Origin of the sequence: Streptomyces sp. NPDC012769, from assembly GCF_042901205.1 — a bacterium.
Taxonomy (GTDB): domain Bacteria; phylum Actinomycetota; class Actinomycetes; order Streptomycetales; family Streptomycetaceae; genus Streptomyces.
In genome coordinates this window covers 74,941-88,971 of sequence record NZ_JBIBCP010000010.1, presented here as the reverse complement: position 1 = coordinate 88,971, position 14,031 = coordinate 74,941, and the positions used below count along the sequence as shown (strand labels likewise).

The 14,031-nt window shown below is 72.2% G+C and carries 14 protein-coding genes; 6 read left to right on the top strand and 8 right to left on the bottom strand.

Translation table 11 applies throughout. From position 1 onward, the window contains the following. Positions 1-2 precede the first annotated feature (2 nt). From ACFY7C_RS35775 to ACFY7C_RS35765, 3 genes are all read left to right on the top strand, one after another. Entirely contained in the window at positions 3-1,736 is a 1,734-nt protein-coding gene (locus tag ACFY7C_RS35775) for a cytochrome c biogenesis protein ResB (RefSeq protein ID WP_389659492.1), read from the top strand. Next, positions 1,733-2,818, top strand: a complete 1,086-nt coding sequence (gene ccsB / locus ACFY7C_RS35770) for a c-type cytochrome biogenesis protein CcsB (protein ID WP_389659489.1) — start codon at positions 1,733-1,735, stop codon at positions 2,816-2,818. Before ACFY7C_RS35775 ends, ccsB begins: the two co-directional genes overlap by 4 nt. Before the next feature lie 61 nt (positions 2,819-2,879). Next, positions 2,880-3,413: an SRPBCC domain-containing protein gene (locus tag ACFY7C_RS35765; protein WP_389659486.1), complete on the top strand. Its 534-nt coding sequence runs from the start codon at positions 2,880-2,882 to the stop codon at positions 3,411-3,413. A 33-nt stretch (positions 3,414-3,446) separates the two neighbouring features. Here the strand turns inward: ACFY7C_RS35765 and ACFY7C_RS35760 are convergent, their stop codons facing one another. Together ACFY7C_RS35760 and ACFY7C_RS35755 are read right to left on the bottom strand one after the other, a co-directional pair. Further along, positions 3,447-4,985, bottom strand: coding sequence for an ABC transporter substrate-binding protein (locus ACFY7C_RS35760; protein WP_389659483.1), 1,539 nt, complete (start codon positions 4,983-4,985; stop codon positions 3,447-3,449). Positions 4,986-4,989: 4 nt separating this feature from the next. After that, entirely contained in the window at positions 4,990-7,077 is a 2,088-nt protein-coding gene (locus ACFY7C_RS35755) for a hypothetical protein (protein WP_389659480.1), read from the bottom strand. A gap of 244 nt (positions 7,078-7,321) precedes the next feature. Between ACFY7C_RS35755 and ACFY7C_RS35750 the strand changes: the two genes are divergently transcribed. Next, positions 7,322-8,554: an acyltransferase family protein gene (locus tag ACFY7C_RS35750; protein ID WP_389659478.1), complete on the top strand. Its 1,233-nt coding sequence runs from the start codon at positions 7,322-7,324 to the stop codon at positions 8,552-8,554. A 13-nt stretch (positions 8,555-8,567) separates the two neighbouring features. On the opposite strand, the gene ACFY7C_RS35745 is transcribed toward ACFY7C_RS35750, so the two are convergent. Genes ACFY7C_RS35745 through ACFY7C_RS35735 form a run of 3 tightly spaced genes read right to left on the bottom strand, consistent with a single transcriptional unit; the run spans position 8,568 to position 10,237 of the window. Then, positions 8,568-9,476 carry an isopenicillin N synthase family dioxygenase gene (locus ACFY7C_RS35745; RefSeq protein ID WP_389659475.1) on the bottom strand — a complete coding sequence of 303 codons (909 nt, stop codon included), beginning with the start codon at positions 9,474-9,476 and terminating at the stop codon, positions 8,568-8,570. Continuing rightward, entirely contained in the window at positions 9,469-9,921 is a 453-nt protein-coding gene (locus tag ACFY7C_RS35740) for a nucleoside deaminase (RefSeq protein ID WP_389659472.1), read from the bottom strand. The genes ACFY7C_RS35745 and ACFY7C_RS35740 overlap by 8 nt, the downstream gene beginning before the upstream one ends. Before the next feature lie 43 nt (positions 9,922-9,964). Beyond that, positions 9,965-10,237, bottom strand: coding sequence for a GntR family transcriptional regulator (locus tag ACFY7C_RS35735; protein WP_389659469.1), 273 nt, complete (start codon positions 10,235-10,237; stop codon positions 9,965-9,967). Positions 10,238-10,547: 310 nt separating this feature from the next. Between ACFY7C_RS35735 and ACFY7C_RS35730 the strand changes: the two genes are divergently transcribed. Then, positions 10,548-10,703, top strand: a complete 156-nt coding sequence (locus tag ACFY7C_RS35730; protein ID WP_389659466.1) for a hypothetical protein — start codon at positions 10,548-10,550, stop codon at positions 10,701-10,703. A 347-nt stretch (positions 10,704-11,050) separates the two neighbouring features. On the opposite strand, the gene ACFY7C_RS35725 is transcribed toward ACFY7C_RS35730, so the two are convergent. Continuing rightward, positions 11,051-11,686 (bottom strand): NAD(P)H-dependent oxidoreductase, encoded by a 636-nt coding sequence (locus ACFY7C_RS35725; protein ID WP_389659463.1) that lies wholly within the window; start codon positions 11,684-11,686, stop codon positions 11,051-11,053. 188 nt (positions 11,687-11,874) lie between these two features. Between ACFY7C_RS35725 and ACFY7C_RS35720 the strand changes: the two genes are divergently transcribed. Then, the gene (locus ACFY7C_RS35720) at positions 11,875-12,795 is read left to right on the top strand and encodes a DMT family transporter (RefSeq protein WP_389659460.1); all 921 of its coding nucleotides are present in this window, start codon (positions 11,875-11,877) and stop codon (positions 12,793-12,795) included. Here ACFY7C_RS35720 and ACFY7C_RS35715 read toward each other — a convergent pair. Next, on the bottom strand, positions 12,701-13,582 hold the full coding sequence (locus tag ACFY7C_RS35715) for a LysR family transcriptional regulator (RefSeq protein ID WP_389659457.1): 882 nt from the start codon (positions 13,580-13,582) through the stop codon (positions 12,701-12,703). The two genes, ACFY7C_RS35720 and ACFY7C_RS35715, sit on opposite strands and share 95 nt — an antisense overlap. Next, complete coding sequence (locus tag ACFY7C_RS35710; protein WP_389659454.1) at positions 13,582-13,968, bottom strand: PLD nuclease N-terminal domain-containing protein; 387 nt, start codon at positions 13,966-13,968, stop codon at positions 13,582-13,584. Before ACFY7C_RS35710 ends, ACFY7C_RS35715 begins: the two co-directional genes overlap by 1 nt. Positions 13,969-14,031: the final 63 nt, after the last annotated feature.

The following is a 14,031-nucleotide window of genomic DNA, read 5'->3' as shown; positions in this document are numbered from 1 at the left end:
AGATGAGCAAGACCGAGACTGACAGGCACGAGCCGCACGAGCCGCGCGAGCCGCACGAGCCGCGCGAGTCGCACGAGATCGGCGAGGCCGGCGCGCAGCTGTCCACCGCGCCCCGCGAGGACACCTCCGACGGCGGCGTCATCGGCGGCCCCACCCTCGGGGTCGTCGGCTGGATCCGCTGGTTCTGGCGACAGCTGACCTCCATGCGGGTCGCCCTGATCCTGCTGTTCCTGCTCTCCCTCGGCGCGATCCCCGGCTCGCTCATCCCGCAGACCAGCGCGGACGAGCTGAAGGTGCAGCAGTTCAAGGACGCGCACGAGACCCTCACGCCGCTCTACGAGAAGCTCCAGCTCTTCGACGTCTACGGCTCGGTGTGGTTCTCCGCGATCTACATCCTGCTGTTCGTCTCGCTCATCGGCTGCATCGTGCCCCGCACCTGGCAGTTCGTCGGCCAGCTCCGCGGCCGCCCGCCGGGCGCCCCCGCGCGCCTGACCCGGCTGCCCGCGTACACGACCTGGCGCACCGAGACCGAGCCCGAGCAGGTCCGCGAGGCCGCGCTCGCCCTGCTCAAGGGCCGCCGCTTCCGCGCCCATGTCGCCGGGGACGCCGTCGCCGCCGAGAAGGGCTATCTGCGCGAGACCGGCAACCTGCTCTTCCACGTCGCGCTGATCGTCATCCTCGTGGCCTTCGCCGTCGGCCAGCTCTACAAGTCCGAGGGCGGCAAGCTGATCGTCGAGGGCGACGGCTTCTCCAACACCCTCACCCAGTACGACGACTTCAAGTCCGGCTCGCAGTTCTCCACCGACGAGCTGGCGCCGTTCAGCTTCAGCCTGGACAGCTTCACCGGCACGTACGAGAAGAACGGCCCCCAGCGCGGCACCCCCCGCACCTTCGAGGCGGCCGTCTCCTACTCCGAGGGCGGCGGTCCGGACAAGAAGGCCGTCATCCGCGTCAACGAGCCGCTCCAGGTCGGCGGCTCCAAGGTCTATCTGATCGCCCACGGCTACGCGCCCGTCATCACCGTCCGCGACGGCCGCGGCAAGATCGTCACCAGCGGTCCCGTACCGCTGCTGCCCATCGACAACAACATCACCTCCACCGGCGCGATCAAGGTGATGGACGGCTACCGCGACAGGAACGGCAAGAAGGAGCAGCTGGGCTTCCAGGCCTTCTTCGTGCCGACCTTCGCGGGCGCCGGCAAGGGAACGATGTTCTCCCAGTTCCCCGCCCTCGACTTCCCCGTCATGGCGCTCACCGGCTACCACGGCGACCTGCGCGTCGACTCCGGTCTGCCGCAGAACGTGTACCAGCTCGACACCTCCAAGATGAAGCAGTTCAAGGTGACGGGCGGCACCGGAAGCGCCAATCGGCTGCTGCCGGGCGAGACCATGACGCTGCCCGACGGCGCCGGCTCGATCACCTTCGAGAAGGAGATCAAGGAGTGGGCGAGCTTCCAGATCTCCCAGCAGCCCGGCAACGGTCTCGCCCTCGCCGGTGCGATCGCCGCCATCGCCGGGCTGGCCGCCTCGCTGTTCATCCAGCGGCGCCGCGTCTGGGTCCGGGCCGTACGGGGAGCCGACGGCGTCACCGTCGTCGAGATGGCCGGCCTCGGCCGCAGCGAGTCCGCCCGGCTGCCCGAAGAGCTGACCGAGCTCGCGCTCACGCTCAACACCGAGGCGCCGACCGCGCCGGAACCCGCAGAAGAACCTGCCGAAGCTGGAGAGGCTGACAAGTGATCCTCGCCGCCGAGACCAACGAGAGCCTGGCGCAGATGAGCAACACGCTCATCTACTCCTCGATGGCCGTCTACACGCTGGCCTTCCTGGCCCACATCGCCGAGTGGGTGTTCGGCAGCCGCAGCAAGGTCGGCCGCACCGCCGCCGCGCTCACACAGACCAGGACCGCCGCGGCCCCCGCCGTGACCGTGCGGGGCACGTCGGCGAGCGGCGGCACCGCCGTCCTCGACAAGCCGAAGGTCGTCACCCGCTCCACGGCCGGCGCCCGGGACGTCCCGGACGGCCCCGGCGCGGCCGGCGGCACCGTCAAGGGCGACCTGTACGGCCGGATCGCCGTCTCCCTGACCACGCTCGCCTTCCTCGTCGAGGCGGCCGGTGTGGTCACGCGCGCGCTGTCGGTGCAGCGGGCGCCGTGGGGCAACATGTACGAGTTCTCCACCACCTTCTCCACCGTGGCGGTCGGCGCGTACCTCGGCTTCCTCGTCGCGAAGAAGAACGTCCGCTGGCTCGGCCTGCCGCTGGTGACGACCGTCCTGCTCGACCTCGGCGTGGCCACCACCTGGCTCTACACCGACAGCGACCAGCTGGTCCCGGCGCTCCACTCGTACTGGCTGTGGATCCACGTCTCCACCGCGATCTTCTGCGGCGCCGTCTTCTACCTGGGCGCGGTCGCCACCCTGCTCTACCTCTTCCGCGACTCGTACGAGAGCAAGCTCGAGACCGGCGGCGAGCCGGGCGCCTTCGCCCGCTCGGTGATGGAGCGGCTGCCGTCGGCGGCCTCCCTGGACAAGTTCTCCTACCGGGTCAACGCGGCGATCTTCCCGCTGTGGACCTTCACGATCATCGCGGGCGCGATCTGGGCCGGCGACGCGTGGGGCCGCTACTGGGGCTGGGACGCCAAGGAGGTCTGGTCCTTCATCACCTGGGTCGGTTACGCCGCGTACCTGCACGCCCGGGCCACGGCCGGCTGGAAGGGCCGCAAGGCGGCGTACATCGCGCTCATCGCCTTCGGCTGCTTCCTCTTCAACTACTACGGCGTGAACATCTTCGTGAGCAGCAAGCACTCCTACGCCGGGGTGTGAGCCGCAAGCCCTGCCGGCGCCCGCGCTGGCAGGGCTCCCGCCCCCGGGCCACGCTGGAGGTATGAGCGAGATACCCCGGGGCAGGTGCGAGACCCACGACGGCGACGCGCACCTGCTGCGGTACGTGGTCGAGCTGCCGCACCCGATGGTGCGCGTGTGGGCCGCCGTCGCCACGCCCGAGGGCCTGCCGCAGTGGCTGTGCGCGGCGGACCCCCTGGAGCCCCGCCTGGGCGGGCGCGTCACGCTGCGCTGGTTCACCAGCGACACGGTCGTCTCCGGGCGGGTGACCGCCTGGGACCCCGAGTACGTGGCCGAGTACACGGTCGATCCGCCGCACGGCCGGATCCGCTTCCACCTGGAACCGGGCCGGCCGGACGCGGCCGGGTCGACCGTGCTGCGTTTCACGGCGGAGTTCCACGGCCCCCGGGAGGCGAGGCCGGCCACGCTGGCGGCCTGGCACGAGCACCTGGAACGGCTGCGGGACGCGCTGGACGGGCGGCCCACGGACTGGCTCGACTGGACCGCCGACCGGCTGGAAGAGCTGCGGGAACGCTACGAGCGGGACGAGGCGCCCTGGCCGAAGTGGGTGCCGTAGGGGATATAAGGGTGCCCCTACGGCCTCCCCTCCTCAGCCCCGCTTCGGCGGCAGGCAGCTCGCCGCGGGCGGCTCGCCCTCGGGCCAGGCGATGGCGACGAAGCGCTGCGAGCCGTCCTGCGCCAGCTCCACGATCGGCACCGCCTTGTTGTACGGGTTGCCGAAGTTGTCCAGGCAGATCCAGCCGCTCGCGCCCTGCACCCGCAGCGAGCCCTTGACCTGCGGCCACTGGGTGGCCACGTCGGCGAGCTCCGGGTGGGCCGCGCCCGCCGGGGTGGCCTGGCGGATCGCGTGGACGGCGGTCGCCATCGCGTCGTACGCGACGATCGCCTGCCCGTCGGCGAGCGCGACCGGCTCCTTGGAGGCGCGGGCGATGTCCGTCACGAAGGTCTCGTACGCGACGGTGGAACCGCCCGTCGCCGGCACCGTGCGGCCGGGGCCGGGCCGCCAGGCGTCCGGGTGCGCGAGGGAGGCGTAGCGGACGGTCAGCCGGGCCTTGAGGGCCTGGCGGTTGAGCTTGCGGTCGGCGCCCAGGTAGGAGCCCTCGTCACCGGTCAGGACGGTGAAGGAGCGCTCGGCGCAGCCGCGGGCGCCGAGGGCGTTGATGAACTGGCGCAGCTGGGTGTGGCGGCCGGCGAAGAAGACGGTCTCGGCGCGGGTGTCGCAGATGAGGTGGGTGATCTGCCGGAAGGTGTTGGCGGTGGTGCCCTCCTCGGTGGGGTCGGGCGGCGAGGTGAACAGCTGCGGCTCGTAGGGCGCGCCCTCCAGGGAGGTGGCGAAGGCCGACTTGAGGGTGTCGGTGTAGTGGTCGCCGGTGCGGGTGTCCTGGACGAGGATGGCCTTGGCGGCGTCGACCTTGCCGAAGTGGGCGAGTGCCTTGGCCTCGTCGCCGTTGGTGGGCGAGACGCGGGCGAGGCCCGGATAGCGGTTGTGGCCGGGGCCCGGGCCGTTGGCGATGTCGTCGGCGGTGATGGTGGTGCCGACGACGGCGATGCCCGCGCCGGTGAGGGCGGCGACGGCCTGCCGCACCTCGGCGGAGGAGGTGGCGACGCCGGTGACGGCGCGCAGCCGCTGCGGGGCGGCGGTCATCGTCGTCAGCTGGTCGACGGTGGTCTTCCAGTGGGCGTTGCCCTTGCCGGTGTTGGCGAGGACGAGCCGGATCCTGGGGGTCTCGCTGTTGGACTCGTGGTTGGCCCGGTACTGGCGGGCGTAGGCGCCCTGCACCTCGTGCAGGACCTTGACGCGCATGCCGGGGTCGGGGGAGGTGAGCGGGAGGAGGACGGCGACGGTGGCGTACTCGTCGGGCCCCAGGGCGGCGTTCTCGCGGCCTATGAGCCCGGCGACCTCGGTGAGTTCGGGGACGCCGAAGGCGTAGCCGTCGCCGTTGACGCCGATGCACTCGTCGGAGCCCTGGGGGCGTGCGACGCCCGCCGCGCAGGAACGGTCCTCGGGCGTGGTCCAGGTCCTGATCCCGTAGCCCAGCGGCACGCCCAGCACGACGAGGGCGATCAGGGCGGCGAAGAGCTTCTGCCTCGGGGTGTAGAGATAGCGGTTGCGCAGCCGGTTGGCCATCGGCTCAGACTCCGTCCTCGTGGTCGCGGCCCGGCGGCAGCGAGGGCCGGCGCCAGGCGTGGATGTCCCTCGGCCAGTGGGTGGCCGCGTCCCACAGGGGGCTGTTGCCCGTCAGATGGCGGCCCGAGAGCTGGCGCAGCTCGTGCGCCAGCTTCTCGGTCACCTCGCCGTCGGGCAGGGCGAGTGGATCGGTGAGCAGCCATACGGCGTGCAGCAGGCGCCGTACGGACAGATGGAGGGCGATCTCCTCGGCGTCGAGCCCGGCGGGCAGGTCGGACGCCTGCCGGCCGAGCGCGACGGCCCGGCGCGGGTCGGGGCCGTCGGGGCCGTCGGGCCCGCCGCCGTGCGGGTCACGGGGGTAGGGGGCGGAGGCGATGAAGCGGAGCCGGCCGAGCCAGCCGACCACGTCGGGCTCGGGGAAGGTGGTCCGCAGATGGCTCACGGCGTCGTCGACCCGGCCCAGGGCCAGCTCGTGGTACAGCCGGTAGGGGATGTTCGGGGTCTGCCCGTAGTGCCGGTGGAGGGTCTCGTGGACGGCGCGCCAGGCGGCGTGGCGCGGGTGGTCGGCGTCCTCGAAGCGCAGCCGGTGCAGGAGCAGGGCGCGCAGCAGAGGGTCGGCGACGAAGTGCTCGGGGCCCTCGGGCCAGTCCTCGGCGCGCAGCTCGTCGCGCACGAGGAGTGCCATGTCGCCGTCGCGGGACTCGGTGTGCAGCCGGGTGCGGGCGAGCAGCCGGGCCGACTCCTCGTCGTGGGCGGCGGCAAGCACGGTGAAGGGCTCCAGGCGGGGCTGCGGGAGCAGCGCGCCGAGCAGGGCGGGGGCGACGGGCACGGGCCGGGCGTCCTCGCGGAGCTCCACGGTCAGGTCGAGCAGGGCGCCGGGGGTGAGCCCGGGCCGGGCGGTGCGCGGGGCCTCGGCGGCGGCCTGGCCGAGCAGCATCACGCCGAGCGGCCGGCCGCCGGTGAGCCGGTGGACGCCGCGGGCGAGGTCGGCGGGGGTGCGCCCGGAGGGGTCGAGGCGGTCGAAGGCGGCCTGGGCCTGGGCGGGGGAGAGCGGGGTGAGTTCGACGGCGAGGATGCCGGAGGTGATGTCCGCGCCGCGCGGGGCGGGTGCCCGGTGGGCGGTCTCGGGCAGCCGCAGCCGGTGGGCGTGGCGCATGCCCTCGTGTTCGCGGACCCGTGAGGTGGCGAGGACGACGACCTTGTCGCGCCGGCCGTCGTGGCGGGCGCGCAGGACCGGTTCGACCAGGCGGCGGCCGAGCTCGCCGTGGGCGTTGTCGAGGAGCAGGACGGGCCGGCCGCGGCGGGTGCCGACGCGGGTGATGCCCTTGTAGGCCTGGCCGAGGTCCTCCAGGAGCGCGCCGACGAGGAAGTCCTCGGCCTCCTGGCGGCGCCGGCCGCCCTGCTGGAAGTCGACGGCGAGCTGCTGGAGCCCGGCCTTGCCGCGGCCGCCGGCGTTGCGGTAGCTGCCGTAGAAGCCCTCCGAGCGCTGCTGGACGCGGCCGAAGACCTCTTCGAGGACGGTCTCGACGGTGGCCTCCGCGAGGAGTCCGGCGAGCGGTGCGGTGGCCTCGGCGAACCGGGCGGCGAGCTTGGTGAGGACCTTGGTGACCCAGTTGGCGGCGGCGCCCTTGGTGGCGTCGACGGTGGACAGCACGGGGCCGAGTCGTTGCAGGTCGCGCTGGGCCCGCTCCTCGTCCTCCTGCGTCCAGCTGGTGGAGGCGACGGCGACCAGGCCGAGCGAGAGCCGCGGGAACTGTACGGGCTTCGCCCCGGTCACCCGCGGCGAGAGCTGCACGGCGAGCTCGGCGAGCGCCCCGGTGACCTCGGTCCAGCCGGGCCCGTGGTCGGCGGGCGGCTCGATGTGCGCGCAGTCGAGCAGCGCGAGCGGGGTGGCGCCCTTGTAGGTGTTGCGGAGCTGTTTGAGCAGGGCGGTCTTGCCGAGCCCGCGTCCGCCGGTGAAGACGACGACGGGCGGGTCGTCACCGTGCTCGTACGGCACGCGCGCGAGCCCCTCGCCGCCGAGCCCGACCAGTCGCGCGGCGAGTCCCGTGCGATGGAGCACCGCCTCGCGGCCGTAAAGGACTCTGTCCACCCGCTACCCCCCGCATCCCACCAGACGTGCCCCGTCACATCTCAAGTGAAGGATATCGACAGGGTGTTGGGATGAGGTCAGAGTTGACGAGGTCAATCCGGGGCCGATCCGGGGCAGGTCCGGGGGCGCTCGGCGGGCGGTGGCGGGCTGTGACCGAAACGGGGCGAGCGCGCCTGATCGAACTGGACAAGTGTGCACAGGCTGGCTGATGATGTGCCGCCGGTCGAATCTTAAGGAAATAATCATGCCTCGCGGTTTCGTGCTGCCCTGGTCACGCGGGACCGTGGCCGAGTTGTTCACCGGCCGCGACAACAGTCTCGGCTTCCTGAGGCTCGCCCTGGCCACCGCCGTCGTCGTCTCGCACGCCCGCATCCTCGGCTACGGCGGCAAGGAACACCTGCTGGGCTTCAGCCACGGGCAGCTGACCCTCGGCACCATCTCCGTCTACGGCTTCTTCGTGCTCTCCGGAATCCTCGTCTCCCGCAGCGGCGCCCGGCTGCCCGTGGGCCGCTACTTCTGGCACCGGGTGCTGCGGATCCTGCCCGGGTTCTGGGTGTGCCTGCTGTTCACGGCCTTCGTCGCGGCGCCGTTCCTGCACTGGTACGTACGCGGTGACCTGGGCGGATTCAGCGGCCCCGCGGGCCCGTTGGACTACGTCCAGGCCAACTGGTCGCTGGCCATGCGGCAGTACGACATTTCCGGCATACTCACCGAACTGCGTGGATCCGGCGCACAGGTGTACAACAGTGCCTTCGACGGCGCCCTGTGGTCCCTGCGCTACGAGTTCCTCTGCTACGTCGGCGTCGCCGTCCTCGCCGTGACCGGCGTCCTGACCCGCGCCCGCCGCGCGGTCCTGCTCGTCACCGCCGTGCTGTTCTGGCTCGTCGCCCGCCAGGCGCTCGACAAGCCCTTCTGGCACGGCCCGAGCGAGGCCCGCTACTTCGAGGCCGTCGAGCTGCCGCTGCTCGGCGTCGTGACCCCGGCGTACACCATCTACCTCGGCCTGGCCTTCTGCCTCGGCGTGCTCATCGAGCTCTACCGCGACCGCATCCCGGTCAGCGACTGGCTCGGCGCCGCCTCACTCGCCGTGGTCGCCGGCAGCCTCCACTACGGCTACTTCTTCGTCTTCGGCATCCCCGCCTTCGCGTACGCCCTGGTCTGGCTGGCGATCCGCCTTCCCGCGCCGTTCCGCCGCATCGGCGCCCGCAACGACTACTCGTACGGCATCTACATCTACGGGTTCGTCGTCCAGCAGGTCCTCGCCGTGATCGGCTGGACCCGCTGGGGCATGCCGGCCTACCTCGGCCTCACCATGGTCTTCACCCTGATCCTGGCGGCGGCTTCCTGGCACCTCGTCGAGCGCCCCGCCCTGCGCATGAAGGACCTCTGGCGCCGCCCGCCGGCCCCACGCCTGCCCCAGCCCGCCAAGGCACCGGCCGAGCCGGAGGCTCCCGTACCGGTCGCCGCCGGACGCTGACCCGCGCGGGCGGTCATCCGGCGGTGATCGCGTCGAGCTGCGCCCGCAGATACGCGTGGGACTCGATGCCGTTCACCGTGGTCCCGGGGTCGCACTCGTAGAAGTAGACCAGCGACATCAGCTCCTCGGCGGGTGCGTCGGCCGGGGGCGGGAGGACCCGGTGGCGGCCCGAGCGCCAGCGGCCGGCCGTCCAGCCCGCCATGAGGTCGCCGATGTTGACGGTGAAGGCCTCCGGGTCGTACGGGGCGTCCTGCCAGCCCTCCGCGTCCGTGTGGAGCTGCAGTCCGCCCTTCCCCGCCTGCCGGTCGAGGATCGTGACCGTGCCGAAGTCGGTGTGCGGGCCGATGCGGAACTGGCCCGGCGCCGGGTCTCCGACCCGCTCCCGCCCCGGGTACCAGTTGATGTTGAAGCCGAAGGTGGGGTGGCCGGTGTGCCGGGTGAAGAAGTCGGCCTCCTCGCCGAGCGCCGGGCCCAGCAGGCCCAGGACACGGTCCGACAGCGACCGCATCAGGCGCAGGTACTCCTCGACGAGGGGCCTGAGCTCCGGCACCTCGGCGGGCCAGGTGTTCGGCACGAACCACTCGGCGTCCACGGCCGGGTCCCCGGTCGGCTCCTCCGCGGCGAAGGAGAGCGACTCCTTCAGGTCGGGCGGGGTGGCGGTGCCCTCCGCGTAGCCGTTGGCCTCCGCCCCGGGGCCGAGCCAGCCGCGCCCGCCGACCTTCACCGCGTACCGCTCCTTCACGGCCGCGGGGAGGTGGAAGAAGCGCCGGGCGGCGGCCCGGATCTCCTTGCGCAGCTCCGGCTCGACGCCGTGCCCGGTGACGAGCAGGAAGCCCGCCTGCCGCAGGGCGCGGTCGACGGCGGGCAGCTGAACGGCCGGATCCCGGCGGAGGTCGATCGTCGGAAGGCTCGCCTCAGTCATCGCCGATGTCCTCGTTCCACAGGGCCGGATGCTTCTCGATGAACTCCCGCATCAGGGCGGCACACTCGGGATCGTCGAGCACCAGGACCTCGACCCCGTGCGCGGCCAGCCAGTCGTGCCCGCCGTGGAAGGTCTCCGCCTCCCCGACCACCACCCGCGAGATCCCGAACTGCCGCACCAGACCCGAGCAGTACCAGCACGGCGACAGGGTCGTCACCATCGTCGTCCCCCGGTACGAACGCTGACGCCCGGCCGCCCGGAACGCGTCCGTCTCCGCATGCGCCGAGGGGTCCCCGTCCTGCACCCGCCGGTTGCGCCCCCGCCCGAGCAGCGCGCCGTCCGCCCCGTACAGCGCGGCGCCGATGGGGATGCCGCCCTCGGCGACACCTGCACGGGCCTCGTCGAGGGCGGTGCGGAGGAGGAGGCGGGCGTGTTCGTCGTCCATGGGGGGACTGTTCCCCGGTGTGGAGTCGGGATCACGCGGAGGGCTATTCCTGCTCTGGGTCCAGGGGCGTGACGTAGGAGCCCTTGCCGCGAACGGTGATCACGAGCCCCCGGTCCCGGAGCTCCTGTGTGGCGCGGCGGGCCGTGAGGCGCGCGACGCCGTACTCCTCGGCCAGGCGGTTCTCGGACGGGATCGGTCGGTCGGGGGCGAGGGCGCCCGAGGCGATCTGCTTGCTGATGATCTCGGCCAGCTGAATGTAGAGCGGTGTGGCGCTCTGCGGGTCTAGGGGCGCGCTCGGTGAGGACGAATCGCTCATGTGTCCAACGTAGAGCGCTGCACCCTGACACGATCGAGTGGATCCCTCTGTACTTGTATACAGAGGGCTATAGCTCGACCTAGATTCTGGACAGTGAAGACCCCGGCGAGGTGGCTAGACCTCCCGGGGCATGGCCACCAACTACAACGGAGTTGATGACGTGCGGAACCCTATCGCGCACCTACTGATGTGGTTGCTCATCCTGACCCTGCCACCCACCGGCAGGCACCGGCCCCGCCCGGTCACCCCCGCGCCCCGCCCACGGCCACGCGTCCCCGCCCAACGGTCTCCCTACGCCAGGGAGCAGGCGATGCTCCTCGACGGGTCCCGATCGCCCCTGGAGCGCCCCTACCTGGCAGCCGCCTCGGCGCGGGCGGAGCAGCGCAGGCGGCGGCGGGCGTTGTGGCTGGCCACCGTCGGGGTGGACGTCGACCACCGGAACATCCATGCCGGGGCCGCCCGATGAGCCGCTGTGGGGCCCGGCGGCCCGTGGTCGCCGTCGTCGAGGTGATGCGGCCGGTGTGTGCGGGCTCGGTCTGTGTGCTCGCCGTCGGGCATGACGGTCCCCATCGCGACCGTGCCGGGGATGCGTGGTGGGTGACGCCGGAGATCGCCGACGCGGTGAGCGTGTCTCTGCTGACCCAGGCTCTGACCGCCGCGCCCGAGCCGGAGCTCCGGTCACCACGCTGCGTCGTCGGCCGCCACGACCGCTGCCGGGACCACGTGCCCCGGGACAGCGGCGTACAGGGCGTCCGTCATCTGGTGTGCGGGTGCGCCTGTCATCCGGCGGCCCCGGCCTGACCGACGGCGGCCTCACACGCCGACGGCGGCCTCCTCGTACGGGAAGCGGGCGAGCGGCGGCTCGTGGTGGAAGAAGGTCTCCGCGCGGGTCATCGCCGCCGTGTCCGCCCGGACCCGGCCCGGGCGGGAGCCGGTGCCGGTCAGGACGCCGCCGAAGCGCATCCGCAGATAGGCCGCCGAGTGGCTCAGGGAGGTCACCAGGCCGTCCGCGACGACGTGCTCGTCGTGGGCCAGCGCGGTCACGCCCCACAGCGTGCCGCCCGCCATGCGCTGCTTGAAGTCCGAGCCGGGCACGTTCAGCCAGCCCGACCAGTAGTCCAGGAAGCGCTTGGCCTGCGCGGAGAGGGTGTACCAGTACAGGGGCGAGACGATGACGACGTCCGTGGCCTCCGTCGTGGCGTCCATCAGCATCCGCTCGGTCTCGCCGGTCGGCGGGCCGGTGAGCTCGTGCCGCCCGTCCTGGAAGTCGGGCAGGTCCAGTCGGTTCAGGTCCACCCAGCGCTGCGGGACACCGGCCGGGAGCCCGGCGGCGGCCGCGCGGGCCAGGATCTCGGAGTTGCCGTCCGGGCGGGAGCTGCCGAGGACGAAGAGGAACGAGCGGTCCGAGAAGTCCGGGCCGTGCGGTGCGTGCGGGGCGTCGAGGGTCATGTCATCTGCTCCGTCCGGTGGGTGGTTCCCCGGTGCCAACCCCACCGGCCCGCACGGGTATTCCGTCGGGGTGACCGGGCCCCGCCGGCCGGTGTCGCGGACCCCATCGACACGGCCGATGGCCCCATCGGCAGGACGCCCCACTGACCCGTGGACCGCCCCCGGCCCGGCTCCGTAGCGTCGGCGGCATGAGAAACGAGACCAGGGGAACTCTCGAACTGACCCTCGCCATGGTGCTTTCCGGCACCCTCGGCGTCTTCGTCGTCGAGGCGGGCGCCTCGCCGTTCGTGGTGGTGTTCTTCCGGTGCCTGTTCGGGGCGCTCGCCCTCGGCGCCTACAGCCTGGCCCGGGGTTTCCTCACCGGGCACGGACTCACCCCGCGGACGTTCGGGCTCGCCGCGCTCGGCGGTGCGCTGATCGTCTTCAACTGGGTGTTCCTCTTCGAGGCGTACGAGGCCACCTCGATCTCCCTGGCCACCGTCGTCTACCACACCCAGCCGTTCTTCCTGGTGCTGTTCGGGGCGGTGGTGCTGCGGGAGCGGATCGCGGCGGCGAAGGTGGGGTGGCTGGTGGTCGCCTTCGCCGGGCTGGTGCTCGTCTCCGGGGTGCGCCCCGGAGACACCGCCTCCCTCGCGGGGCTCGGCTACGCGCTCGCGGCCGCCGTGCTCTACGCCCTGTCCACCCTCGTCACCAAGCGGATCACCGGCGTCCGCCCGCATCTGATCGCGCTCGTCCAGGTCACCACCGGGATCCCGCTGCTGCTCCCCTTCGCGGACTTCGGCGAGGTGTCGGGCCTCGGCGCCGGCTGGGGCTGGCTCGCCGGGCTCGGACTGCTCCACACCGGCGTGATGTACGTCCTGATGTACGCCGCTTACCAGAAGCTGCCCACCGCGAAGATCGCCGTCCTCGCCTTCACCTACCCGGCCGTCGCCATGCTCGTCGACTGGCTGGTCTACGGGCACCACATCGGGCTCGTGCAGGCGCTCGGCGTCCCGCTGATCGTGCTCGCCAGCCTCAAGGTGACTCTTGGACGAGCCGCCGCGCCTGCTCCACGAACAGCCGCACGTGTCCCGGCAGCCGCTTCCCCCGCCGCCACGCGATCTGGGTGAAGAGCCGGAACGACGGCTCCCAGTCCAGCGCCACCAGCGCCCCGGACGCCAGCTCCTCGCGGACGGCGATCCGGGGCAGCAGCGCGATCCCGAGGCCCGCGGCCACCCCGCGCTTGCTCGCCTCGATCGTGCCGTACTCGGTGAACACCGGCCCGTACGGCTTCAGCTCCGCCTCGAAGAGGTCGCGGTAGGGGCAGCCCGGCTCGGTGCCCACCAGGCCCGCCGCCGCCAGGTCCCCGGCCGTGAGGCCGCTTCGCCCGGCCAGCGGATGCCTCGGCCCGGCGACCAGGACCAGCGGCTCCTCGGTGAGGACCTCGCTCTCCAGGCCCTCGTGCTCGGTCTCCGCCTCCATCAGGAACCCGATGTCGTACGTCCCGGCGCGCAGCGCCTGCCGGGTCGCGTCGCCCAGCGTCGGGCGCAGCGCGAGCCGCACCCCCGGGTAGCGGTGGTGGAAGAGTTCAAGCAGCGGCGGCAGCCGGTAGGAGGTGAGCGACTCCATGGTGCCGACGGCGATCGACCCGGCCGGTTCGCCGCCCGCCGTCACCGCCGCCCTGGCCTCCTCGGTCAGGGCGATGATCTGGCGGGCGTACGGAAGCAGCCGCTCGCCCGCCTCGGTGAGGCGGATGCGGGAGCCGAGGCGCTCGAAGAGCTCGGTGCCGAGCGAGGACTCCAGGGAGCGGATCTGACCGGTGACGCTGGACTGGGCGTACGCGAGCTCGGTGGCGGCCCGGGTGAAGGACAGCACGGTCGCGACCTTCTCGAAGGTGACCAGGAGCCGCAGCTCCATCACTGGTCCTTGTCGCCGTCCTGCTCGCGCTTCTTCAGCTCCTCCTCGCGGCGGCGCAGGTCGGCCTCCCAGTCCTTGAGGAGGGACTCGTCCTTCTGGTTCTCCTCGCGCAGCGACTTCAGGAACTCGGGGTTGTCGTCGGGGGCGACCCACTCGTGGCGGTGGTTGCGGTGCCATTCGCTCGGCGTGCGGCCTCCGGCCGGAGCCTTGCGCATCTTGCCGGCGGCGAACCAGACGATCGGTCCGACGATCCAGAACAGCAGGATGATGATGACCCAGACGACCTTCGGCAGGTGCTTGACCTCGTCCTCGGGGGTGTTGAGGCAGTCGATCAGCGAGTAGATGACCAGCGCCAGCGGCAGGATGAACATCAGTGCCCTGAGCATGTGGGACAGCCCCCTGGATGCGATGGCGGACCGTTCAGTACGGCCCCGGTGAGGCTTCCAGGT